Source organism: Streptomyces sp. NK15101, assembly GCF_020400725.1.
GTDB lineage: Bacteria > Actinomycetota > Actinomycetes > Streptomycetales > Streptomycetaceae > Streptomyces.
This window is the reverse complement of the sequence record NZ_JAINVG010000104.1, coordinates 1-23204: the sequence shown is the minus strand read 5'-3', so window position 1 is coordinate 23204 and position 23204 is coordinate 1. Positions and strand designations below refer to the sequence as shown.

Below are 23204 nucleotides of genomic sequence, written 5' to 3'. Positions count from 1 at the left end.
CTACGCCGCCAAGGCGTTCCTCTGTCACCGGGTCGCCACGTGGCTGAAGGACGAAGGCCTGGGGATTGACGTCTGCTCCGCGGGCGAGCTGCGCACGGCGCGGCGCGCGGGAATCCCGGGATCCTCCGTGATCTTCCACGGCAACGACAAGTTGGTGTTCGAGGCGGCCGCCGACCGGCTCGTCGGCCTGATGGCCGACACCGCACGCACCCACGGGACACCCCTACGGCGACTCGACCTGGGAGTAGGCCTCGGCATCGCCTACCTCCCGGAGGACAAGCCCCTCGACGTACGGGACCTCGCCCCCGCCGTCGTCGACAGGAGCACCCCGTCGCCGGCTTTGTCGACGTCCAGGGCGTCCGCGACAGCGTCACCGCGCTCCACAAGGCCTTCCCCCACGTGCCGGACGCCCTGCACGCCTTCGCGGTCAAGGCATGCCCGCTCGTCCCGGTCCTGCGGCTGCTCGCGGACGCCGGAACGGGCTGTGAGACGGCGAGCCCGGGAGAGACCCGGCCGGCACTCGCCGCCGGGTTCGCACCCGAACGCATCGTCCTGGACTCTCCGGCCAAGACCCGCGCCGAGATCCGGGAGGCGCTCACCCTCGGGATCGCGCTGAACGCGGACAACCTCGCCGAACTCGATCGCATCGACGCCTTGCGTCCCGCCCGCTCCCGGTCCGTCATCGGCCTCCGCGTCAACCCCCAGGTCGGCGGCGGCACCATCGAGGCCATGAGCACGGCGACGTCGCACTCGAAGCTCGGGGTGGCCCTCGACGCCCCCGGAGCTCGCGCACGGGTCTTCGACGCCTTCCTGCAGCGGCCCTGGCTGACCCGCCTGCACGCCCACATCGGCTCGCAGGGCTGCTCGCTGCAGCTGATCGCCCGGGGACTCGCCAAGCTGCACCGGCTCGCCGAGGAGATCGACGCGCACGTCGGCAGAGGCTCAGGTCACCAGCCTGGACCTGGGCGGAGGGCTGCCGGTCGACTTCTCCGACGACACGGTCACGCCGACGTTCCGGGAGTACGTACAGGTGCTCACCGACACCGAATCGGCCCTGCTCGACGGCCGCTACCAGGTGGTCACGGAGTTCGTCCGGTCACTGCTCGCGAAGAACGGCTTCACCGCGTCGGTGGTCGAGTACGCCGAACACTCGGGCAGCCGGCGGATCGCGCTGACCCACGCCGGGGCCCAAGTGGCCGTCCGCACCGTGTTCATGCCCGACGCGTGGCCGGTCAGGGTCACCGCGCACGGGCCGGACGGCGGGCCGAAGACGACCACGTCCGTACCGCAGGACATTGCCGGTCCCCAGGGTCCCGAGGCCGGGAGTCCACGGATTCCTGCACCGTGACGGAGTGGTCGAGCCGGCCACGGTGCGGACGCCGCAGAGGCCGGCGGAAGTGGTGAACGAGAACGGCTCGTCCCACGAGACGGCGCTCCTGACGGAGTTTGCTCTCTCTTGGCTCTGAATGACGTGTACCCCGTCCGCCCATGAGGGCCTGCCGGTCGGGCCGTCGGATCAGCCCGGCCGGTAGGTTCCCACGCTCCACTCGTGTCCCTCGGGGTCGAGGACCCGGGCGCGTCGCGTACCCCACTCGGTCGCCTCCGGTTCGATCACCGGGACCCCGCCCGCGGACACCGCGTGGAAGTACCACCGGTCCACCACCGACGGGGAGGGGAGGCACAGGTACAGACCGCTCCCCGTACTGGTGCCGTGAAGGGCCGGCCTGCTGTACTCGACGTGCGCGCCGGCCACCATCAGGACCACGTCCCCGCACCGGATCTCGGCGTGGGCGAGTGAACCGTCCTCGGCGTCCTGGCGCCGCACGAGCTCGAATCCGACCTCCGAGAGCCAGGCCAGCGCGGCCCCGGTGTCCCGGTAGCTGAGGTAGGCGTGGAGGTCCGCGGCCAGGTCAGCGGGGCGGTCCGGATCCTTCACGACCCCGGCGCCCCTGGTCGCCCGCGCTGCGTTCGTCATGACGTCCTCCTTCGTTGCGGGCGGTCACCAGCCCCAGGTGCCGGGACCGCCCTTGAAAGGACCTTCGATCTCGTGCGTGATCCACCCGCCGTAGAAGTCGCCCTCCTGGGCGGTCACCGACTCGCCGTCGACCGTGCAGCGCGCCGCGGACGGATAGAAGGCCAGGTGGCCGCGGAGGGCTTCGTAGGGACCGAGGGGCCGTTCGTAGCTCCAGGCGGCCCGGACCACCACGAGGTCACCGACGACGACGTCCCAGTACGACGCCTCGCCCTTCCACTCGCAGTGGGTCCGGCCCGGCCGGGGGCGCAGGAACGAGGCGCGCACGTCGCGCCGGGGCAGGTAGAAGACCGGCGGGTGGCTCGTCTCCAGGACCCGCAGGCTCGCGCGCGTGTCCGCCACGACCTGGGGACCCACCGTGACCGTCACGTGGCGGTCGTCACTCCTCAGCTCGGGGGGCCGCGGGTAGTCCCACACGGACTCCGTCGGCCTCGGCCCGGAGCGCACGGGGCCCCGGGGGCCGTCCGGTGCGCAGTACGCGTCATTCATGGGTCCGACCTTGCCGTTCGTCCCTCTGTCCGTACCCGGACTTCTCCCGCAGGCCGACCTGCGGATGCGACACTGCGGCCGGGATCGCGGGCCCCGCGGAGTCGCTCGCGCGTCGTCGGACCGCCACCGCGATCCCGGCCGGGTGGAGCCCACCGCCCCGCCCGACGCCCGGATCGCCCCGCGCAGGAACCCCGCGCGGCGCCGACCCGCGGCTTCCCCTCACCGACCCACCCACGAAAGGCACTCCCATGACCGAGCAGGACACCACCCCCGTCGTCCGTCGCGTGGACCCCCGGCACCGGTACGAGATCCTCGTCGGCGGCGAACGCGCGGGTCTGACGGCCTACCGCGACCGTGACGACCGGCGGGTCTTCTTCCACACCGAGGTCGACGAGGCCTACGCGGGCCAGGGCCTGGCCGCGATCCTCGTCGAGCAGGCCCTCACCGACGTCCGCGCCTCGGGGATGCGCATCGTCCCCGTCTGCCCCTACGTGGCGAAGTTCCTGAAGAAGCACGACGAGTTCGCGGACATCACCGACCCGGTGACGCCCGAGGTCCTCCAGTGGCTGGACGCTCAGCTGGGGCGCTGACCCGGTCAACACGACGCACGCGAAGGCGAACGCTTCCCTCGTACGGACCAGTCGCGCGCGCCCGGGGTCGCAGGCCCCCCGTCACGGGGGGCCGAACGGGTGACCGAGCCGGCGGGCTCACCGCGCGTCGCTGGCCGACTCTCCATCGGTTGGCCTGAATCCGGCTGGTCACCGGGATAAACATCGTTTCGATCAAGATCACCACAAGGAGGTAATGCCCTCGGACTCCCTGAGCGAGGCGGGCTCGGCGGCCGTTACTGTTCCCCGAGATCTGGACGGATTCCCGGATCTTCGCCCCCTTCATCTTCCTTCACCGGTTTTCGGTGCATTCGTGTGCCGATCGTCGCCTCGCCAAGGAGAGCTCGTCCGATGACCGTTGACGACCGCCCGGACGTACAGCTGGAGCCGCCCCGGCAGTCCAGCCTGAGCACCGCGGCCGCCCGCAACCTCGCCACCACCACCAAGTCCGCCCCGCAGATGCAGGAGATCAGCTCCCGCTGGCTGCTGCGGATGCTCCCCTGGGTGGAGACCAAGGGCGGCGCCTACCGGGTGAACCGCCGGCTCAGCTACACCGTCGGCGACGGGCGCATCGAGTTCGTCCAGGACGGCTCCCGCGTCCGCGTCATCCCCCGCGAACTCGGCGAACTCGCCCTGCTGCGCGGCTTCGAGGACGTCGACGTGCTCGACGCGCTCGCCGACCGGTGCGTCCAGCGCGACTTCAGCGCCGGCGAGGTGCTCGTCCAGCGCGGTACGCCCGCCGAGCAGATCCACCTCATCGCCCACGGCCGCGTCAACCAGACCTCCGTCGGCAAGTACGGCGACGAGGTCGCCGTCGCCACGCTCGCCGACGGCGACCGGTTCGGCGAGAACGCCCTGCTCGACGGCGACGCCGGCTGGGACTACACCGCGACCGCCGAGACCTCCGGCACCCTGCTCACCCTCTCCCGCGCCGACTTCGCGAACATCATGGCCTCGGCGCCGAGCCTCCAGGCCCACATCCACGAGTTCAGCTCGCTGCCCGAGCAGCGGCAGAACAAGTACGGCGAGGCCGAGATCGCGATGTCGGCCGGCCACAAGGGCGAGGCCGAGATCCCCGGCGCCTTCGTCGACTACGAGCTCAAGCCGCGCGAGTACGAACTCTCCGTCGCCCAGACCGTCCTCAAGGTCCACACCCGGGTCGCCGACCTCTACAACGGGCCGATGAACCAGACGGAGGAGCAGCTCAGGCTCACCATCGAGGCGCTCCGCGAGCGCCAGGAGCACGAGCTCATCAACAACCCGGAGTTCGGCCTGCTCCCCAACGCCGACTTCAAGCAGCGGATCCAGCCGCACTCCGGCCCGCCCACCCCGGACGATCTCGACGAGCTGCTCTGCCGCCGCCGCAGCACCAAGCTCTTCCTCGCCCACCCGCGGACGATCGCGGCGATCGGACGCGAGTGGAACCGCGCCGGGCTCTACCCGGACACCGTCGAGCTCCAGGGGCACCGGGTCCCGGCCTGGCGCGGGGTGCCGATCCTCCCCTGCAACAAGATCCCCATCAGCAAGGAGAACACCAGCTCGATCCTCGCCATGCGCCTCGGCGAGGACAACCAGGGCGTCATCGGCCTGCGCCAGACCGGACTGCCCGAGGAGTACGAGCCGGGCCTGTCGGTGCGGTTCATGGGAATCAGCGAGCAGGCGATCATGTCGTACCTCGTCACGACGTACTACTCCGCCGCCGTCCTGGTCCCGAACGCGCTCGGCGTCCTGGAGAACGTGCAGATCGCGCGCCGGCGCGACTAGACCCCTCCCCGCAGGCCACCACCACCCGGACCATCCGGGCCGGGCCGGCGTGCCCGGAATCCGGGACGGCCCACCCCTCTTTCCAAGGAGTCACGGATGCCCGATCCCGGGCCTTCCCCTCTGCAGTCCAGCCTGCCCGGCGCCGCGGCCCACTTCGGGACCCACGTCCTCGCCGCCGCGGCGGCCCGTGCCGAAGCCGAGGCCCTCGGCCTCGCGCACCCGCAGGCCGTCCCCACCGACGTCCCCGCCGCGGTGCCCGCGGCCGAACCCGCCGCCCGGCCCGACGTGGCACGGATCCTGGGCGGTCCCACCGGCCTGGGCACGGCGGGCCTGTCCCTGGTCCCGCGCGGGGAGTTCCCTCGCGCGACGTCCCCGGCGCCCCCAGCCGCGGCGCCGGCGGACGCCCTGATCATCCCGGGCCTCTACTGGCACCCGGTGCCCGAGCCGGACCCGGTGCGCGTGGAGGAGGTCAGCCTCCGCATCAAGTCCTGGGCGCTCGACGAGATCCAGCTCTACCCCGAGGACTGGGAGGGCGACTTCGACGGGTTCCACGTCGGGCGCTACATGGTGGCCTGCCACCCGGACGCCCCGACCATCGAGCACCTCATGGTCGCCGCCCGGCTGATGGTCGCCGAGAACGCCGTCGACGACTGCTACTGCGAGGACCTCGGCGGTTCGCCCGTCGGTCTGGGCGGACGGCTCCTCCTCGCGCACACGGCCCTGGACCCGCTGCACTCGACGGCGGAGTACCAGCCGGTGTGGGCGGAGTCGCTCCACGCGGACGCGCCCCGGCGCTCCTACCGCTCCGCCATGGAGTACTTCGTCCGGCTGGCGACACCCTCCCAGGCCGACCGGTTCCGGCACGACATGGCCCGGCTGCACATGGGCTACCTCGCCGAGGCCGCGTGGGACGAGACGAACCACGTGCCGGAGGTGTGGGAGTACCTGGCGATGCGTCAGTTCAACAACTTCCGCCCCTGTCCCACCATCACCGACACCGTCGGCGGCTACGAACTCCCCGCCGACCTGCACGCCCAGCCGGCGATGCAGCGGGTCCTGGCGCTCGCCGGCAACGCCAGCACCATCGTCAACGACCTGTACTCGTACACCAAGGAACTCGCCAGCCCCGGCCGGCACATGAACCTGCCCGTGGTGCTCGCCGAGCGGGAGTCCCTCTCGGAGAAGGACGCCTACCTGAAGGCCATCGAGGTCCACAACGACCTCATGCGCGACTTCGAGGCCGCGTCCGCCGAACTGGCCGCCGCCTGCCCCGTCCCCACGGTGCTCCGCTTCCTGCGCGGAGTGGCCGTGTGGGTGGACGGCAACCACTACTGGCACCAGACCAATACGTACCGCTACAGCCTGCCCGATTTCTGGTAAGAACGGATTCATCTGTGACCAACACCGAGCTCCCCACCGTCAACGGCACCTCCGCGTTCGTTCCCGGCCCGGCGACGCCGTACCAGGGAGACATCGCCCGTTACTGGAACGCCGAGGCCAGGCCCGTGAACCTGCGCCTCGGTGATGTCGACGGGCTGTACCACCACCACTACGGCATCGGCGCCGTCGACCACGCCGCCCTCGGGGACGTCGAGGACAGCGAGTACGAGAAGAAGCTGATCACCGAGCTGCACCGGCTGGAGTCGGCGCAGGCCGAGCTCCTCCTGGACCACCTGGGCCCGATCGGCCACGAGGACACCCTGGTCGACGCCGGCTGCGGCCGCGGCGGTTCGAGCGTCATGGCCCACCAGCGCTTCGGCTGCAAGGTCGAGGGCGTCACCCTCTCCTCCACGCAGGCCGAGTTCGGCAACAAGCGCGCCAAGGAGCTGGGCATCGAGACCCATGTCCACGCCCAGGTGTGCAACATGCTCGACACCCCCTTCGAGAAGGGCAGCATCGCCGCCTCGTGGAACAACGAGTCGAGCATGTACGTCGACCTGGACGACCTGTTCGCCGAGCACTCCCGGTTCCTCAAGGTCGGCGGGCGCTACGTGACCATCACCGGCTGCTGGAACCCGAAGTACGGCCAGCCCTCGAAGTGGGTCTCCCAGATCAACGCGCACTTCGAGTGCAACATCCACTCCCGCCGTGAGTACCTGCGCGCGATGGCCGACAACCGGCTCGTTCCGCAGGCCGTCGTCGACCTGACGCCGGACACCCTGCCCTACTGGGAGCTGCGGGCCACGTCCTCGCTGGTCACCGGCATCGAGGAGGCGTTCATCGAGTCGTACAAGGACGGCTCCTTCCAGTACGTCCTGATCGCGGCCGACCGCGTCTGACCCGACGGCGGTACGGAAAAGAGGGACGGGCCCGTCCGACGGGCCCGTCCCTTCCGTCATGCCGCGGCCGCCTTCTCCTTCTCGGCGGTCCCGGCGGCCGGTGCGCCCACCCGCTCGGTACGGGACGCCCGACCGGTCCGCAGGCCGAGGCGGGCGATGACCGCGACGAGCGCGAAGGCGACGGCGCCGATCCCGAAGGTGAGGGTGAAGCCGGACTCGGCGGGCAGGGCCGGGACGCCGGCGGGCAGGTGCTCGATCGTCCTCGACGCCAGGATCGTGGTGACCACGGCGCTGCCGATCGCGCTGCCGGTGGAGCGGGAGATGGAGTTGATGCCGTTGGCGATGCCGCTCTGGTGGTGCGGGACGCTCGCCATGATGACGGCGGGCATGGCCGCGTAGCCGAAGCTGACGGCCGCGCCGACGATCACGCCGGCGCCGATCACGGAGGCGGTGTGGCCGTGGTCGAGGCCGAGCCAGCCGAAGCCCACGGCGCCCAGGACGGCGGCCAGGGTCAGCGCGGTGCGGGGACCGCGGTGGCGGACGAGCCGGCCGCCGATCGGCGAGGCGAGCAGGGAGACGATCGCGCCGGGCAGCAGGAACTCGACGGAGGCCCGCAGGATGGACGCGCCGAAGCCGTAGCCGGTGAGGGCCTCGGGCATCTGGACGAGGTACGAGACGCCCAGGAAGTTCGCGAACATGCCGAAGCCGACGAGGACGCCGGCCAGGTTCGCCATGAGCACCGGCCGGTGCACGAACATCCGCATGTCGACGAGGGGCTCGCGGACCCTGAGCTCGGTGAGGACCCAGACGACGGTCATGACGGCCGCGCCGGCGAAGCCGCCGAGGGTGCGGCCGGAGGTCCACCCCCACTCGTGGCCCTGCGAGATCGGCAGCAGGAGCAGCAGCAGGGTGGCGCCGAGGGTGAGCGCGCCCAGGAAGTCGGTGCGGCCGCCGGTCTTGTGGCGGGTCGCGGGGACCAGGAACACGACCGCGAGCAGGGCGATCGCGGCGAAGCCCGTGGCCATCCAGAAGGCGCTGCGGTAGTCGGCGTCGGAGCCGGAGGTGAGCAGACCGGTGGCGACGAGCGCGAGGCCGCTGCCGAAGGCCAGGGTGCCGCTGACGAGGGACATCGCGCCGGGCAGCTTCTGCGGGCGGACCTCCTCGCGCAGCACCGACAGGGCCAGCGGGAAGATCGCGGTGGCGGCGCCCTGGAGGACGCGGCCGAGGATCAGCAGGGGGAGCGAGGTCGCCAGGGCGGCGACGACGGAGCCGGCGACCATGACGCCGAGGACGGCGACCAGGGTGGGCTTCTTGCCGTGCTGGTCGCCGAAGCGGCCGAGCAGCGGGGTGAAGACGGCGGCGGAGAGCAGCGTGGCGGTGGTCACCCAGCTCACGTCGGCGGCCGAGGTGCCGAGGTCGGCGCGGATGAGGCCGAGGATCGGGACCGGCAGGGTCTGCATCATCGACACGACCATGGCGGCGAGGCTCAGCGCGAAGACGACGAGCGTCTCGCGCCGGGGATCGGCGGCGGGCGGGGTGGTCTCGTGACTCATGGGTGGGGGCCTTCTCGGTGCTTCAGGTCGTGGATGTTTGATGTCATCAAGTAATGCGACGAAGGTAGGCCGCGAAGGTTGAGGAGGTCAAGTAAATACTTGAGGTGCTTAAGTAAACAATTGATAATGTCAAGGATCGTGAGTACGCTCGAAGCATGAGCGCGACGACCCCCGAGACGCCCACCAAGCTCCAGCTGCTTGAGCTCCTCGCCGCCATCGGCACGGCCCAGTGGCGCGACTTCGCCGCGGCCGCCGCCCACCACGGACTGACCTCCACCCAGGCCAAGGTGCTCGCCCAGCTGAACGGCCCGCTGCCGATGCGCGCCCTTGCCACGCTGCTCGTCTGCGACGCGTCGAACGTCACCGGGATCGTGGACCGCCTGGAGGGCCGCGGCCTGGTGCGCCGCGAGGCCGACGCCTCCGACCGGCGCGTCAAGAACGTCGTGGCGACCGACGAGGGCCGCGACGTCATCCGGCGGGTCCGCGAGGAGATGCAGGCGACCCACGGCGCCCTCGACACGCTCGGCGCGGAGGACAGCGCGACCCTGTACGCCTTGCTGGAACGGCTGCGGCCGGGCATGGAGAAGAACGCCTGAGCCCGGGCATGCAGGAGGGCGTCTGAAGGGGAATCCCCTTCAGACGCCCTCCTGCATGCCTCAGTCCCGGCGCTCCCGCTCCCCGAAGGCCTTCAGGATCTCCTCGGCGGCCAGGGTCGCCGTGAGCTCGCCGTCCCTGACCCGCCGCTCCAGCGCGGGCGTGGCCGCCTGGACCGCCGGGTCGGTGTGCAGCCGCCGCAGCAGCTCGTCGCGGACCATCGACCAGGTCCAGTCGACCTGCTGGTCCTGGCGCTTGGCCGTGAGGCGGCCGGTCGAGTCGAGGAGCGTGCGGTGCTGCCGCAGCCGCTGCCAGACCTCGTCGAGGCCCGCCGACTCCCGTGCGCTGCAGCTGAGGACCGGCGGCGTCCAGACGGCGTCGGCGCCGTGCATCAGCCGCAGCGCCCCCGCCAGTTCACGCGCGGCGGCGCGGGCGTCGCGCTCGTGCGGGCCGTCCGCCTTGTTGACCGCGACCACGTCGGCCAGCTCCAGGACGCCCTTCTTGATGCCCTGGAGCTGATCGCCCGTACGGGCCAGGGTGAGCAGCAGGAACGAGTCGACCATGTTCGCCACGGCGGTCTCGGACTGGCCGACGCCCACCGTCTCCACGAGCACCACGTCGTAGCCCGCCGCCTCCATCACGACCATCGACTCGCGGGTCGCCTTCGCGACCCCGCCGAGCGTGCCCGCGCTGGGGGAGGGCCGGACGAAGGCCGCCGGGTCGACGGCGAGCCGCTCCATCCGCGTCTTGTCGCCGAGGATGGAGCCGCCCGTACGGGTCGACGACGGGTCGACCGCGAGCACCGCCACCCGGTGGCCGAGCCCCGTCAGCATCGTCCCGAACGCGTCGATGAAGGTGGACTTCCCGACCCCGGGCACCCCGCTGATCCCGATCCGCACGGCCTTGCCGCTGTGCGGCAGGAGCTCCGTGAGGAGCTCCTGCGCCAGCGCACGGTGCTGGGGGCGGGTCGACTCGACGAGGGTGATCGCGCGGGCGATCACCGCCCGCTTCCCGTCGAGCACGCCCTTCACGTACGTGTCGAGACCGATCACAGGTCGTGTCCGAGGTCGGCCGCCAGCCGGGTCACCAGGTCGTGGGCCGCGTCGGGGATCACCGTCCCCGGCGGGAACACGGCCGCCGCACCCATCTCCAGGAGCGTCGCCACGTCCTGCGGGGGGATGACGCCGCCGACCACGATCATGATGTCCTCACGGCCCTCCGCCGCCAGCTCCTCCCGCAGCGCCGGCACGAGGGTCAGGTGCCCCGCGGCCAGCGACGAGACCCCGACGATGTGCACGTCCGCCTCGACGGCCTGACGCGCCACCTCGGCCGGGGTCTGGAACAGCGGGCCGACGTCCACGTCGAAGCCCAGGTCGGCGAAGGCGGTGGAGATCACCTTCTGGCCGCGGTCGTGCCCGTCCTGGCCCATCTTGGCGACCAGGATGCGGGGCCGGCGTCCCTCGGCCTCGCCGAAGGCGTCGACCAGGGCCCGGGTGCGCTCCACGGAGGGGGACTCGCCTGTCTCGTTTCGGTACACGCCGGAGATCGTACGGATCTGCGCCGCGTGACGGCCGTAGACCTTCTCCAGGGCCTCCGAGATCTCGCCGACGGTGGCCTTCGCACGGGCCGCGCGCACCGCGAGGTCCAGGAGGTTGCCGTCGCCGCCCGCCGCCCTGGTGAGCGCGTCGAGCGCGTCCCGGCAGGCGGTCTCGTCGCGCTCCTCGCGCAGCCGCCGCAGCTTGGCGATCTGCTGCGCGCGGACGGAGGAGTTGTCGACCTTGAGGACGTCGATCTGCTCGTCCGACGCCACCCGGTACTTGTTGACGCCGATCACCGGCTGGCGTCCGGAGTCGATGCGGGCCTGGGTACGGGCCGCGGCCTCCTCCACGCGCAGCTTCGGGATGCCCGCGTCGATGGCCTTGGCCATGCCGCCGGCCTGCTCGACCTCCTGGATGTGCTGCCAGGCGCGGCGGGCCAGGTCGTACGTCAGCTTCTCGACGTACGCGCTGCCGCCCCACGGGTCGATCGTCCGGCAGGTGCCCGACTCCTGCTGGAGCAGCAGCTGCGTGTTCCGGGCGATGCGCGCCGAGAAGTCGGTGGGCAGCGCGAGGGCCTCGTCGAGGGCGTTGGTGTGCAGCGACTGGGTGTGGCCCTGGGTGGCCGCCATCGCCTCCACGCACGTGCGCGTGACGTTGTTGAAGACGTCCTGCGCGGTCAGCGACCAGCCCGAGGTCTGCGAATGGGTCCGCAGGGACAGCGACTTGGCGTTCTGCGGGTCGAACTGCTTCACCAGCTTCGCCCACAGGAGCCGGGCGGCGCGCAGCTTGGCGATCTCCATGAAGAAGTTCATGCCGATCGCCCAGAAGAACGACAGGCGCGGCGCGAACGCGTCCACGTCGAGCCCGGCCTCGCGCCCCGCGCGGATGTACTCCACGCCGTCCGCCAGCGTGTACGCCAGCTCCAGGTCGGCCGTCGCCCCCGCCTCCTGGATGTGGTAACCGGAGATGGAGATGGAGTTGTAGCGCGGCATCCGCTGCGAGGTGTAGGCGAAGATGTCGGAGATGATCCGCATCGACGGCCCGGGCGGGTAGATGTACGTGTTGCGGACCATGAACTCCTTGAGGATGTCGTTCTGGATGGTCCCGGCCAGCTTCTCCGGCGGTACGCCCTGCTCCTCGGCGGCCACGATGTACAGCGCGAGGACCGGCAGCACGGCGCCGTTCATCGTCATCGACACGGACATCCTGTCCAACGGGATGCCGTCGAACAGCTGGCGCATGTCGTAGATCGAGTCGATGGCCACGCCGGCCATGCCGACGTCACCGGTGACGCGCGGGTGGTCGCTGTCGTAGCCGCGGTGGGTCGGCAGGTCGAAGGCGACCGACAGGCCCTTCTGGCCGGCCGCGAGGTTGCGCCGGTAGAAGGCGTTCGACTCCTCGGCCGTGGAGAAACCGGCGTACTGACGGATCGTCCAGGGCTGGTTGACGTACATCGTCGGGTACGGGCCGCGCAGGTACGGGGCCACGCCCGGCAGGGTGTCCAGGAAGTCGAGGCCCTCCAGGTCCTGCCCGGTGTAGAGCGGCTTGACGGCGATGCCCTCCGGGGTCTCCCACAGCAGGTCGTCACCGCCCGCCGCCTTCTTCACGGCCGAGCGCCACTCGTCGGGGCCACCGGCGGCGGCCTGTGCCCCGAGCTCGATCCCGGAGAAATCGGGGATGGACATCAGGACACTCCCATGCGGTCGAGGGCGGTGGAGAGCAGGGCGACGGCGTCACAGCCGGCGAAGACGTACGTGTCGACACCGGCGTACGATCCGGGGCGCCCCGCGAGGAGGACGTGCTCGGCCCCGGCCGCGCGCAGCTCCCCGGCGGCGGCCTCCGCCCCCTCCTCGTACAGCGCGTCGCTGGAGCACAGGCAGGCCTCGCGGGCGCCGCTCTCCTCGAACGTGCCCTCGGTGACGGCCTCGATGCCGCCCGCCTGGAAGAGGTTCGCGGCGAAGGTGAGCCGGGCCGAGTGCGCGGCCGCCGGGCCGAGCGCGGCCAGGTAGACGCGGGGCCGGGCGCCGGTCGCCGCGAGGTGCGCGTCGGAACGGGCGCGCAGCGCCTCGTACGCCTCGTCGCGCCGCACGCGCGGGAGACCGCCGGACGGGGCCTCCGGCGCGGGAGCGCGGTCCACGGGCTTCTCCGCGAGGTGCGGGAACTCGCTGACGCCGGTGATCGGTTCGCGGCGGGTGGCGAGCTTCCTGCTGCGCGCGGCCCAGGTCTCGGCGAGCCGCTCGCCGATCGTGCCGGAACGCAGCGCGGCGGCCTGGCCGCCCTCCCGCTCGATGCCCTGGAAGAACTCCCAGGCGGCGTGCGCGAGTTCGTCGGTGAGCCGCTCCACGTACCAGGAACCGCCCGCCGGGTCGATCACCCGGGCCAGGTGGGACTCCTCGATGAGGACGCCGGAGGTGTTGCGGGCGATCCGGCGGGAGAACGCGTCCGGCAGGCCCAGCGCGTCGTCGAAGGGCAGCACGGTGACGCTGTCGGCACCGCCCACGCCCGCCGCGAGCGTCGCGATGGTCGTGCGCAGCATGTTCACCCACGGGTCGCGGCGCGTCATCATCACCGGCGAGGTCACCGCGTGCTGGCGCTGCGCACCCGCCTCCGGGGCGCCGCAGGCCTCGGCCACCCGGGCCCACAGACGGCGCGCGGCACGCAGCTTCGCGATCGTCAGGAACTGGTCGGCGGTGGCCGCGTAGCGGAACTCCAGCTGGCCGCACGCCTCCGTGACGCTCAGTCCGGCCTCGGTCAGCCCGCGCAGGTACGCGACTCCGGTCGCGAGCGAGCAGCCCAGCTCCTGCGCGGCCGAGCCGCCGGCCTCGTGGTACGGCAGGGCGTCCACGGTCAGGGCCCGCAGCCCCGGGTACCGGTCGGCGCAGCGGCGCGCGAGGCCCGCGACGGACGCGAGGTCGTACGCCGCGCGGCCGGTGCGGGCCTCGTGGCCCAGCGGGTCCGCGCCGAGGTTGCCCCGGGCCGCCTCCGGAGCGACCCCCCGCTCCTCGTACAGCTTCAGCAGCCGCTCGGCGGCCGCCTCCGTCTCGTCGCCCGCGTCGAGGACGACGGGCGCGAGGTCGAGGTAGACGCCCTCCAGGACGCCGTCGAGCGAGGACACCGGGATGCCGGCGCCGCCGACACGGAGCCAGAGGGAGGTGACGCCGTTCTCCAGATCGGCGAGGACGGCCTCGCCGTCGGCCGTCACGTGGAGCTGGCGCACGTCCCAGCCGTCGGTGGTGTTGCCTTCGGCGCGCCCGCCGCGCACGAAGGGCGCGAAGCCGGGCAGGCCGGGGTCGGGCGCGGAGTCGCGCGCGGTGTACAGCGGGCGGGTGGCGAGGCCGTCCTCCAGCAGAGTGGACAGGGCGTCCTCGGCGGCGGCGCCGGAGACCTCCTTGCCCGACTTGCGCAGGACGCCCGCCACGAGGTTTTGCCACTGCTCATGTGGCGCGTCTGGGAATTCGGACGCCAGGGAGAGCCCGTCGTCAGGCAGGACCGTCATGGCTCGGATGCTAGGGGAGATCCACAAAGGAGCAGGAGTGCGTACGACTGTGACCTTCTTCTCTTCCGCTTCCCGAGACGGTTGACCGAATGGCGGACCTCCCGGCGCCGGGCTCAGACGCCCCCGCCGCCGGCCCCGACGGGGCGCCGCGCGAAGCAGAAGAGATGCTCCTCCGGAACCGCCCGCTCGTCGTCCGGCCGGAAGACCGACACCTCGTGCCGGAGGACGTCGAGACCGCAGTCCTCCCGCAGCGTCCGCACGTACTCCTCGACCGAGAAGCTGGAGACCCTGACCGGCCGGCCCATGAACTCGATCTCCACCCCGTCCACGTCCGCCGGCACCGTGGCCGACACCAGATAGCCCCCGGGCGCCACCCAGCCCGCCATCCGCTCCAGGGCGGCGGACGCCTCCGCCCGGCTCATCATCAGCAGCGGGAAGAAGGCGCAGACGGCGTCGAAACCCTCCGGCGGTGCGTCGTAGTCACGCACGTCCACCTGCTCGAACACGGCCCCCGGCACCTGCGCGCGGGCCAGCCCCACCATTTCCCCGGACACGTCGATGCCCGTCACCGCGCACCCGGCCCGCACCAGACGGTCGGCGACCGGCCGCCCCGTGCCGCTGCCGACGTCGAGGACCCGGGCTCCCGCGCCCAGGCGCCCCGTGAGCCAGTCCACCGCCGCCGACTGCTCCGGCAGACGCCCGAAGGCCCGCTCGTACGCCATGCCCAGATCGTCGAACAGCTCCGCCGCCGACAGAGGCTTCCGCCCGGCGCCCTCGTCCCGCATGCCGCTCCCCTTTCCCGGAATGCCACGGGCCCACCGCCCGCCCCGGGCGGCTTCCTACCCGCTTCCCGCCGACTTCCCACCGGCCTTCCCCGATCTTCCCGTCGGTCTCCCCCCCCGGTCGAGATGCCGGAGCGCGACGCCGGGCGAACAATGGACGGGGTAGGCCCGCACCACGCGGGTGCCGGAACCGCTCGGGGATCTCCCTATCCGGACACGGCCACGCCATGAACGCAGGAAGCCCGGCCAAGAGCCGGTCAGCACCCTCCAAAGGCGTCCTCTACCGACTCGGTCACTGGAGTGCCCGCCACTTCCTCGTCGTCATCGCCCTCTGGCTGGCGGCGGTCGCGGGACTCCAGATCGCCGACCGGGCCGTCGGCGGAATGTTCTCCGACGACTTCGCACTCCCCGGAGTGCAGTCGGCCGAAGGCCTCGACGTCCTCCAGGCGCACGATCCCGCCGCCGGCGGATACAGCGCCCAGGTCGTCCTGAACGACCCCTCCAAGCCCCTCACGCAGGAGTCGTCCGCGGTCAACTCCGCCGTCACCGCCCTGGCGAAGCTCCCCGACGTCATCGGCGCCCAGAACCCGCTGCCGCCGCCCGGGACCACGCCGCCCGCGCTCCCGGCCGGCACGCCCAACGTCGGCCCGCTCTCCACCGACGGCAAGACCGCCTACATCACCGTCCGCTTCAGCGTGGCGCCCTCCACCCTCGGCACCGACTACCTGAACGGCGTCGACGCCGCCGTCCAGCCGCTCCGGGACGCCGGCGTCACCGTCGAGTACGGCGGTTCGCTCGGCGAACTCGCCCGGCCGACGGCCGACGACCGCAGCAGCGAGGCCATCGGCTTCGCCGTCGCGATCGTCGTCCTCCTCATCGGCTTCGGCAGCGTCATCGGCGCCGTCATGCCGCTGGTCACCGCACTCCTCGGAGCGATCTGCGGCCTCGCCCTGCTGGGCCTGATGGCGGCCGCCTTCACCTTCGGGACCGTCTCGCCCACCCTGGCCACCATGATCGGCCTCGGCGTCGGCATCGACTACGCGCTGTTCCTCATCACCCGCCACCGCCAGAACCTCATGCACGGCCACGATCCCGCCGACTCGGCCGCCCGCGCGACCACCACCAGCGGCCGCGCGGTCCTGGTCTCCGGCTGTACGGTCATCATCGCCCTGTCCGGTCTGTGGGTCTCCGGCGTGACCTTCATCGGCAAACTGGGCCTGGCGGCCGCCTTCACGGTCGTCACCGCCGTCGTCGCCGCGCTCACCCTCGTCCCGGCCATGCTCGGCCTCGTCGGCCGCCGGATCGACCGCTACCACGTCCGCAAGCCCGTGGCGGAGACCGACGCCGAGCCCGGCGCGCCCGCGCACGGCACCTGGCACCGCTACGCGCAACGCGTCGAGAAGCGCCCCTGGTGGTTCCTCACCGGCGGCGTCCTGGTCCTGCTCGTCCTGGCCTTCCCCCTGCTCTTCATCCAGCTCGGCCACATCGGCGACGGCGCCGACCCCGAGTCGTTCACCGACCGGCGGGCCTACGACCTGATCTCCACGGCCTTCGGCCCCGGCGCGAACGGACCGCTCACCGTCGTCGTCGACCAGACGGCCGTGCCCGCCGCCGACCGGGCCGACCTCGGCACCAAGCTCAAGGACACGCTGACGGGCGTCCCCGACGCCGCCTACATCACCCCGCTCCAGACCACCTCCGACGGGGACGTCCTCGTCGGCACCGCCTATTCCGTGGCCTCCCCGCAGGACGAGAAGACCACCCGGCTGACCAACCACCTCGTCGACGACGTCCTCCCGCAGGCGGTGGCCGGCACCGACGCGCAGACCTACGTCACCGGGAACACGGCCGCCCAGGTCGACTTCCTCGACATCGTCTCCAGCCGCCTGCCGCTGATCATCGCCGTCGTGGTCGGGCTGGCCTTCCTCGTCATCCTCATCGTCTTCCGCGGGCTCCTCGTCGCGGTCAAGGCGGCCGTGCTCAACGTGCTCTCCATCGCCGCCTCCTACGGCGTCGTCGTGGCCGTCTTCCAGTGGGGCTGGGGCGGACCCGCGCTCGGCGTCAACGGCAAGGTGCCCATCGAGAGCTACGTGCCGATGATGATGTTCGCCATCGTCTTCGGACTCAGCATGGACTACGAGATCTTCCTGCTGTCCCGCGTCCGCGAGGCCTGGCTGCGCACCGGGGACTCGAAGGCCAGCGTGGCCCACGCCCTGGAGATCACCGCCCGGGTCATCACCTGCGCCGCGCTGATCATGGTCAGCGTCTTCGCCGCCTTCATCGTCTCCGACAACATCGTCGTCAAGATGCTCGGCCTCGGCCTCGCCGCCAGCGTCCTCATCGACGCCACCGTGGTGCGCCTGCTGCTCGTGCCCGCCGTGATGACCCTCCTCGGCCGCCACGCCTGGTGGACCCCCGCCTGGCTGGACCGGATCCTGCCCCACCTGGACACCGAGGGCGAGGAACCGGCCGAGGCCGAGACGGTGCCCCAGGGCGCGGGCAGGAGCTGAGCGGCGGGAGCCGAACGGTCGGCTCAGCCGCGCGACAATTCGCCGAGGAGCTTCCAGGTGCGGCGGCGGTCGTCCTCGCCGCCCAGGTCGGTGGCGGTGAAGACCACCTCCGTCGCCCCCGCCTCGCGGTAGCGCCGCACCTCGGCGGCGACCGCCCCCTCGTCGCCGATCACGGCCAGCCCGGCCGCCCGGTCGGCGCCGGAGAGCTCGATCGCACGCTGGTAGGAGGGAATCCGCTCGTAGAGCGCGAGCGCCTCCGCCGCCTTCTCCCGTACGCCCTCGGCGTCCGCCGTCACCACGCCCGGCACGAGGGCCACGATCCGGGGCGCCGACCGGCCCGCCGCCTCGGCGGCGGCGGTCACGGCCGGGACGATGTGCTCGGCCAGCGCACGCGGACCCGCGAGGAACGGCAGGACGCCGTCGGCGAGTTCACCGCTGACGCGCAGGGCCTGCGGGCCCATCGCGGCGACGAGCACCGGCACCGGCGGCCGGTCCGCCCCCGGCACCGCCGCCGGGTACGGCGTCGTCGCGGTCAGCAGCTCCCCGTGGAAGTCGGCCTCGCCCGTCTCCAGGAGCGGCCGCAGGGCGGTGAGGAACTCCCTGAGCAGCCCGATCGGCCGCTCGTACGGGAGGCCGAACGCGGTCTCGGTCAGGTGCCGGGTGCCGAGGGCGAGCCCGAGGTGGTAGCGGCCGCCGGTCGCGGCCTGCGCGGTCTGCGCCTGGCTGGAGACGAGCAGCGGATGGCGGCCGAAGACCGGGATCGCGGACGTCCCGACCTGCAGCCCGGGCACCTCGCGCCCGACGACCGCGGCGAGCGAGGGAGAGTCGTACGCGAAGGACTGGCCGAACCACGCCGAGTGCAGGCCGGCGTCGTGCGCCTCCCGCGCGAGCCGCACCGTGTCGTCGATCGGAAGCTGCCGGGAGGTCGAACCGAGCGTCACTCCAAGGGTCATGCATCCGGCAACCGGGGGCCGCGGGACGGGCATTCCCGGTTCCGCGTGAACAGCGTGTGACGACCGCGCCCGGCGCACGGCCCCGCCATGATGGGAGACATGAAGACTCTCGCCGAAGTGGACGAACTGGCCGACCGCGCGCACGCCGGGCAGGTCGACAAGACCGGCGTGCCCTACGTCGCCCACGTCCGGGCCGTCGCCGCGGGCCTGGAGCCGCTCGGCCCGCACCTGGCCATGGCCGGTCTGCTGCACGACGTCATCGAGGACACCGGGTGGACGGCGGAGCGGCTGCGCGCCGCCGGGATCCCCGCCCGGGTCGTCGCCCTCGTCGAAGCCGTCACCAACCGCCCGGACACGGCCTACGAGGAGAAGCTCCGCCGGATCGCGGAGGATCCCGACGCCACCCTCGTGAAGATCGCCGACAACGCGCACAACAGCCGCGCGGACCGGGCCGCCGCCCTGCCGCCCGCCCAGCGGGAACGGCTGGCCGCCAAGTACCGCGCGGCCAGGGCCGTCCTGTGGCCGGCGGCCGACCCCGGTGACATCGCGACGATCCTCCGGGTGGTCAACCCCGACCTCCTGCGGGAACTGACCCCCCGCTGACCGGCCGCCCGGCGCCGCTCAGCTCGTCCGGCCGGACGACCAGCCGCCCAGCTCGGTGGGACGGTTCGTGATGACGCCGTCCACGCCGAGCGCGTCCAGGGCCTTCCAGCGCGCCGGGGCGTCGACCGTCCACACGTTCACGGCGACGCCGGCCGCGTGCAGGTCGCCGACCAGCTGCGGACGGGTGGCGAGCGCGGCGTCCGAGACGTTGTACGCGGCGAGGTCCAGCTCCCGGGCGAGCGCGACGGGATCGGCGTCCAGGGTGCCGCGCAGCAGGCCGAGCGGCAGCTCGGGCGCCAGCTCGTGGGCGTACCGCAGGGACGGGATGTCGAAGCTCTGCACGAAGACCCGGTCCGCCATGTCCTGCTCCCGGACCTCCCGGACGATCCGGTCCACCTCGGCGCGACTGTGCCGGCCCTTGATCTCCAGGAGCAGCTTCCCGCCGCGCTCCCTGAGGTCCGCGAGCTGGGCGGCCAGGGTCGGAACCCGGGTGCCGGCGTAGGCGGGCGCGAACCAGGAGCCGGCGTCCAGGGCGTCGAGCTGCTCGGAGGTCAGCGAGCGGATCGGCCCCGTGCCGTCCGTGGTCCGGTCGACGGTGGTGTCGTGCAGGATGTACGGCACGCCGTCCTTGCTGGGCTGGACGTCGTTCTCGATCCAGACGGCCCCGCCCCGCCGGGCCACCTCGTCGGAGACCAGGGTGTTCTCGGGAGCCGCGGACGGGGCGCCCCGGTGGGCGATCACCGTCAGCGGCGCCCCGGCCGCACGCATCCAGGGGCTCGCCGCCACCGTGGCCCTCGCCGCCGGGCGGGGCGCGGACTCCGAGGGCGGTGCTGCGACGACGAACGCGGTCGCGAGCCCCGCGACCACGGTGGCCCCGGCGACCAGTCCGACGGTCCTGCGACGACGGGACCGGGCGGCGGGCGGTTGAGCTTCTCTCATGACCGACCACCCTAAGGGGTCCCCCGCCGGGCGGGCCGGGCCCGAGGCGACACGACCGGGCGCGCAAGCCCTTCGTCGTAATGGTCCGGTCTGCGGCATCGTGGACCCGTGCCCGCAGCCGCGCCATAGGGGGACCACGGCCGGGCGTAGCGAGTCAGGGGGACTCATTCATGGACACCGGAACGGCACGGAGAACGGGCGGCGTCGCGAAGGCGGCCGCGCCGGGGCGCCAGGAGCGCGGCCGGGGAGTGCTGGAAGGCGCGTTCGCGCTGCTCGACGCCCTGCGCCGGAACGGCGACGAGGCGGGTGTGACCGAACTCGCGCTCGCCTGCGGAGTGCCCAAGGGCAGCGTCCACCGGCTGCTGGACCAGCTGGTCGGGGTCGGCGCCGTCGAACGGAAGGGCAACCGCTACCGGGTCGGCCCGCAGCTCTACCGCCTCGGCCAGGCCTGGGAACCGCACCCCGGTCTGCGCCCCGCCGCCCGGCTGCCGCTCCAGCGCCTCCGGGCCGTCACCGGCGCCAGCGTCGTCCTCGCCGTGCTGCGCGAGGACATGGCGATCACCGTGAGTTCGGTGCCCGGCGACCTGGAGCCGCTCCTCCCCGTGCGCGACGGCATCGCGTTCCGCCTCGACACCGCCGCCGGGAAGGCGCTGCGCGGGCCCCTCCGCGGTGGGCCGGTGCTCGACCGGGAGGACGTGATGGAGGGCGTGTGCTGCGCCGCACTGCCCGTCCGCACCCCGGACGGCCGCACGGTCGCGGCGCTCGCCGGCATGGTCCCGGCGGGCCGCGGACTCGACGCGCTGGCCCGGGCCGTCGCCGAGGCGGGAGCCGCGGTCACCCGCGCGCTCGGCCGGGGCGTCCGGCAGGCACCGGCCCCGACGACCGCCCTGGTCCCGTAGCCCCCCGCGCGTTCCACCCAGCGGAACGCGCGTAGAGCCGGGGCGGGGCCGCCGGGCACAGTGGGTGTCGTGCCGGGGGGAAACGGCACACCGGGACCGCCGGGAAGGCGGACCGGACACCATGTCACACGCGTGACCCGATGTGTGGGGGGACCACATGCGCAAGAACCGAATCGTCCGGACGGCCGCCACCGCCCTGCTCGGACTCGGCAGCCTCGGCGCCTTCGCCGGCACCGCGCACGCCGAGCCGATCGACTACGTGAAGATCGAGCTGTTCGAACTGCACTGCCAGCAGAACAGCGAGGGCGACCACGACGAGGCCTACCTCAAGATCACCGACGCCAACGGCAACGCCGTCAAGGTCTGGCCCGGCAACGGCATCAGCTACCAGACCATGGGCACCGGTTACGTCCGCTCCATGGAGGACGGCAACGGCAACGCCGCGCTCATCCTCGGCAAGGAGCAGGCCCGCACCCTGACCCTGTGGGACAAGGACACCTTCGGCGGCGACGACAAGCTCGGCGCCACCCTCGTCACCGGCAGCGAGGTCGGCGCCGAGACCCAGTGGCGCACCGTCGAGGGCTCCGGCGGCATCTACGTCATCGGCTACCGCGTCGTCGACATCTGACGGACGAGCAGCACCTGCGGGAAGGGCAGTGCCGGGCGCCCGGCACTGCCCTTCCCCCGTCCCGCGTCAGCGCCCGTCGGGAGCGCGCAGCTCACCCGAGCGCGCCACCCGCGCGTACCAGCGGGCGCTGGACTTCGGGGTGCGCTCCAGCGTGTCGTAGTCCACCCGGACCGCGCCGAACCGCTTCGCGTAGCCGTACGCCCACTCGAAGTTGTCGAGCAGCGACCAGAGGAAGTAGCCGCGCACGTCCACCCCGTCCGACATCGCCCGGTGCACCGCCTCCAGGTGCGCGTGCACATAGGCGGCGCGCTCCGGATCGTGCACCGAACCGTCCGGACCGACCACGTCCTCGTAGGCCGCCCCGTTCTCGCTGATCACCAGCGGGAGATCGGGGTACGTGGCGGAGATCCGGGTCAGCAGGTCGTACAGCGCGCTCGGGTCGACCGCCCAGCCCATCGCCGTCGGCTCGCCCGGCGCCCGGTGGAAGGCGACCGCGTCCGCCCCCGGCCAGGGCGAGTGCTCGCTGTTGCCGTGGCCGTCGTCCTGCGGCTTCTCCGCGCCCTCCGGGACCGTCGAGACCACCGTCGGCGTGTAGTAGTTGATCGCGAGCAGGTCCAGCGGCTGGTGCGCCGCCGCCGTGTCGCCGTCCCGGACGAAGGACCAGTCGGTGAGGTGCGCCGTGTCGGCGAACAGGTCCTCCGGGTAGGCGCCCTCCAGCATCGGGCCCAGCCAGATCCGGTTGCCGACGGCGTCGATGCGACGGGCCGCGTCCAGGTCCTGTGCCGAACCGGTCAGCGGACGGATCTCGTGCAGGTTGAGCGAGACCGCGATCTGCCGGTCCGCGGGCAGCGAGGCCCGCAGTGCCCGGACCGCGAGGCCGTGCCCGAGGTTGAGGTGGTGGGCGGCGCGCAGCGCGGCCACCGGATCGGTCCGGCCCGGCGCGTGCACCCCGGAGCCGTATCCCAGGAAGGCGCTGCACCAGGGCTCGTTGAGCGTGGTCCACCGCTTCACCCGGTCGCCGACGGCGTCGGCGACGATCCCCGCGTACTCGGCGAACCGCTCGGCGGTCGCCCGCTCCGGCCAGCCGCCCGCGTCCTCCAACTCCTGCGGCAGGTCCCAGTGGTAGAGGGTCAGGGCCGGCTCGATCCCCGCGGCGAGGAGCTCGTCGACGAGCCGCCGGTAGAAGTCGAGGCCCTGCTGGACGGCCGGTCCCCGGCCGGTGGGCTGGACCCGGGACCAGGAGACGGAGAACCGGTAGGCGTTCAGGCCGAGTTCGGCCATGATCCCGACGTCCTCGCGGAACCGGTGGTAGTGGTCGACGGCCACGTCACCGGTGTGGCCCTCGAAGACCTTGCCGGGGGTGTGCGAGAAGGTGTCCCAGATGGACGGGGTGCGGCCGTCCTCCGCCGCCGCTCCCTCGATCTGGTACGCGGCGGTGGCGGCGCCCCACAGGAAGTCGGCGGGGAACGAACGGACGGCGGTGAGCGGCCGGGTTTCGGGCGCGGTCATAGGAGGGGGCTCCCAACACGGGTACGGG

19 protein-coding genes and 2 pseudogenes are annotated in these 23204 nt (G+C 72.5%); 11 read left to right on the top strand and 10 right to left on the bottom strand.

Going from position 1 to position 23204, the window contains the following annotated elements; translation table 11 throughout:
• Both K7G60_RS39025 and K7G60_RS34120 read left to right on the top strand, forming a co-directional pair.
• Window positions 1-139 (top strand): annotated as a pseudogene (locus tag K7G60_RS39025) (diaminopimelate decarboxylase); the annotation flags it as partial.
• Window positions 121-1466, top strand: a pseudogene (locus tag K7G60_RS34120) (diaminopimelate decarboxylase). The pseudogenes K7G60_RS39025 and K7G60_RS34120, both read left to right, overlap by 19 nt.
• Before the next feature lie 50 nt (window positions 1467-1516).
• Here the strand turns inward: K7G60_RS34120 and K7G60_RS34115 are convergent.
• Both K7G60_RS34115 and K7G60_RS34110 read right to left on the bottom strand, forming a co-directional pair.
• Window positions 1517-1975, bottom strand: a complete 459-nt coding sequence (locus K7G60_RS34115) for a glyoxalase/bleomycin resistance/extradiol dioxygenase family protein (protein ID WP_225804837.1) — start codon at window positions 1973-1975, stop codon at window positions 1517-1519.
• A gap of 24 nt (window positions 1976-1999) precedes the next feature.
• Window positions 2000-2401: a DUF427 domain-containing protein gene (locus K7G60_RS34110; RefSeq protein WP_308082931.1), complete on the bottom strand. Its 402-nt coding sequence runs from the start codon at window positions 2399-2401 to the stop codon at window positions 2000-2002.
• A 368-nt stretch (window positions 2402-2769) separates the two neighbouring features.
• Here K7G60_RS34110 and K7G60_RS34105 point away from each other — a divergent pair, with 368 nt between their 5' ends.
• From K7G60_RS34105 to K7G60_RS34090, 4 genes are all read left to right on the top strand, one after another.
• Window positions 2770-3111 carry a GNAT family N-acetyltransferase gene (locus tag K7G60_RS34105; protein ID WP_225804836.1) on the top strand — a complete coding sequence of 114 codons (342 nt, stop codon included), beginning with the start codon at window positions 2770-2772 and terminating at the stop codon, window positions 3109-3111.
• Window positions 3112-3480: 369 nt separating this feature from the next.
• Window positions 3481-4893: a family 2B encapsulin nanocompartment shell protein gene (locus K7G60_RS34100; protein WP_225804835.1), complete on the top strand. Its 1413-nt coding sequence runs from the start codon at window positions 3481-3483 to the stop codon at window positions 4891-4893.
• 96 nt (window positions 4894-4989) lie between these two features.
• Window positions 4990-6273: a family 2 encapsulin nanocompartment cargo protein terpene cyclase gene (locus K7G60_RS34095; RefSeq protein ID WP_225804834.1), complete on the top strand. Its 1284-nt coding sequence runs from the start codon at window positions 4990-4992 to the stop codon at window positions 6271-6273.
• Window positions 6274-6287: 14 nt separating this feature from the next.
• On the top strand, window positions 6288-7172 hold the full coding sequence (locus tag K7G60_RS34090; protein ID WP_225804833.1) for a geranyl diphosphate 2-C-methyltransferase: 885 nt from the start codon (window positions 6288-6290) through the stop codon (window positions 7170-7172).
• Window positions 7173-7228: 56 nt separating this feature from the next.
• Here the strand turns inward: K7G60_RS34090 and K7G60_RS34085 are convergent, their stop codons facing one another.
• Window positions 7229-8725 (bottom strand): MFS transporter, encoded by a 1497-nt coding sequence (locus tag K7G60_RS34085; protein WP_225804832.1) that lies wholly within the window; start codon window positions 8723-8725, stop codon window positions 7229-7231.
• A 155-nt stretch (window positions 8726-8880) separates the two neighbouring features.
• Here K7G60_RS34085 and K7G60_RS34080 point away from each other — a divergent pair, with 155 nt between their 5' ends.
• Window positions 8881-9321 (top strand): MarR family winged helix-turn-helix transcriptional regulator, encoded by a 441-nt coding sequence (locus K7G60_RS34080; protein ID WP_225804831.1) that lies wholly within the window; start codon window positions 8881-8883, stop codon window positions 9319-9321.
• Between the two features lie 60 nt (window positions 9322-9381).
• Here the strand turns inward: K7G60_RS34080 and meaB are convergent, their stop codons facing one another.
• The 4 genes from meaB to K7G60_RS34060 all read right to left on the bottom strand — a co-directional run bounded on the left by meaB (window position 9382) and on the right by K7G60_RS34060 (window position 15138).
• Entirely contained in the window at window positions 9382-10371 is a 990-nt protein-coding gene (gene meaB, locus K7G60_RS34075) for a methylmalonyl Co-A mutase-associated GTPase MeaB (protein ID WP_225804830.1), read from the bottom strand.
• Window positions 10368-12542, bottom strand: a complete 2175-nt coding sequence (scpA, locus tag K7G60_RS34070; RefSeq protein WP_225804829.1) for a methylmalonyl-CoA mutase — start codon at window positions 12540-12542, stop codon at window positions 10368-10370. Before scpA ends, meaB begins: the two co-directional genes overlap by 4 nt.
• Entirely contained in the window at window positions 12542-14353 is a 1812-nt protein-coding gene (locus tag K7G60_RS34065; RefSeq protein ID WP_225804828.1) for a methylmalonyl-CoA mutase family protein, read from the bottom strand. The genes scpA and K7G60_RS34065 overlap by 1 nt, the downstream gene beginning before the upstream one ends.
• 113 nt (window positions 14354-14466) lie before the next feature.
• Entirely contained in the window at window positions 14467-15138 is a 672-nt protein-coding gene (locus tag K7G60_RS34060; protein ID WP_225804827.1) for a bifunctional 2-polyprenyl-6-hydroxyphenol methylase/3-demethylubiquinol 3-O-methyltransferase UbiG, read from the bottom strand.
• A gap of 224 nt (window positions 15139-15362) precedes the next feature.
• Between K7G60_RS34060 and K7G60_RS34055 the strand changes: the two genes are divergently transcribed.
• Window positions 15363-17645 (top strand): MMPL family transporter, encoded by a 2283-nt coding sequence (locus K7G60_RS34055; protein WP_225804826.1) that lies wholly within the window; start codon window positions 15363-15365, stop codon window positions 17643-17645.
• Between the two features lie 23 nt (window positions 17646-17668).
• Here the strand turns inward: K7G60_RS34055 and K7G60_RS34050 are convergent, their stop codons facing one another.
• The gene (locus K7G60_RS34050; RefSeq protein ID WP_225804825.1) at window positions 17669-18598 is read right to left on the bottom strand and encodes an LLM class F420-dependent oxidoreductase; all 930 of its coding nucleotides are present in this window, start codon (window positions 18596-18598) and stop codon (window positions 17669-17671) included.
• Between the two features lie 99 nt (window positions 18599-18697).
• On the opposite strand from K7G60_RS34050, the gene K7G60_RS34045 reads away from it, so the two are divergent.
• A complete protein-coding gene (locus K7G60_RS34045; RefSeq protein ID WP_225804824.1) occupies window positions 18698-19201 on the top strand; it encodes an HD domain-containing protein in 504 nt (167 codons plus the stop codon).
• A gap of 18 nt (window positions 19202-19219) precedes the next feature.
• Here the strand turns inward: K7G60_RS34045 and K7G60_RS34040 are convergent, their stop codons facing one another.
• Window positions 19220-20140, bottom strand: a complete 921-nt coding sequence (locus K7G60_RS34040) for a glycerophosphodiester phosphodiesterase family protein (RefSeq protein ID WP_123456467.1) — start codon at window positions 20138-20140, stop codon at window positions 19220-19222.
• A gap of 170 nt (window positions 20141-20310) precedes the next feature.
• On the opposite strand from K7G60_RS34040, the gene K7G60_RS34035 reads away from it, so the two are divergent.
• Window positions 20311-21039, top strand: a complete 729-nt coding sequence (locus K7G60_RS34035; RefSeq protein ID WP_225804823.1) for an IclR family transcriptional regulator — start codon at window positions 20311-20313, stop codon at window positions 21037-21039.
• Between the two features lie 157 nt (window positions 21040-21196).
• Entirely contained in the window at window positions 21197-21667 is a 471-nt protein-coding gene (locus tag K7G60_RS34030) for a hypothetical protein (protein WP_225804822.1), read from the top strand.
• Between the two features lie 66 nt (window positions 21668-21733).
• Here the strand turns inward: K7G60_RS34030 and K7G60_RS34025 are convergent, their stop codons facing one another.
• Window positions 21734-23176, bottom strand: coding sequence for a GH1 family beta-glucosidase (locus K7G60_RS34025; protein ID WP_225804821.1), 1443 nt, complete (start codon window positions 23174-23176; stop codon window positions 21734-21736).
• Between the last annotated feature and the right edge of the window lie 28 nt (window positions 23177-23204).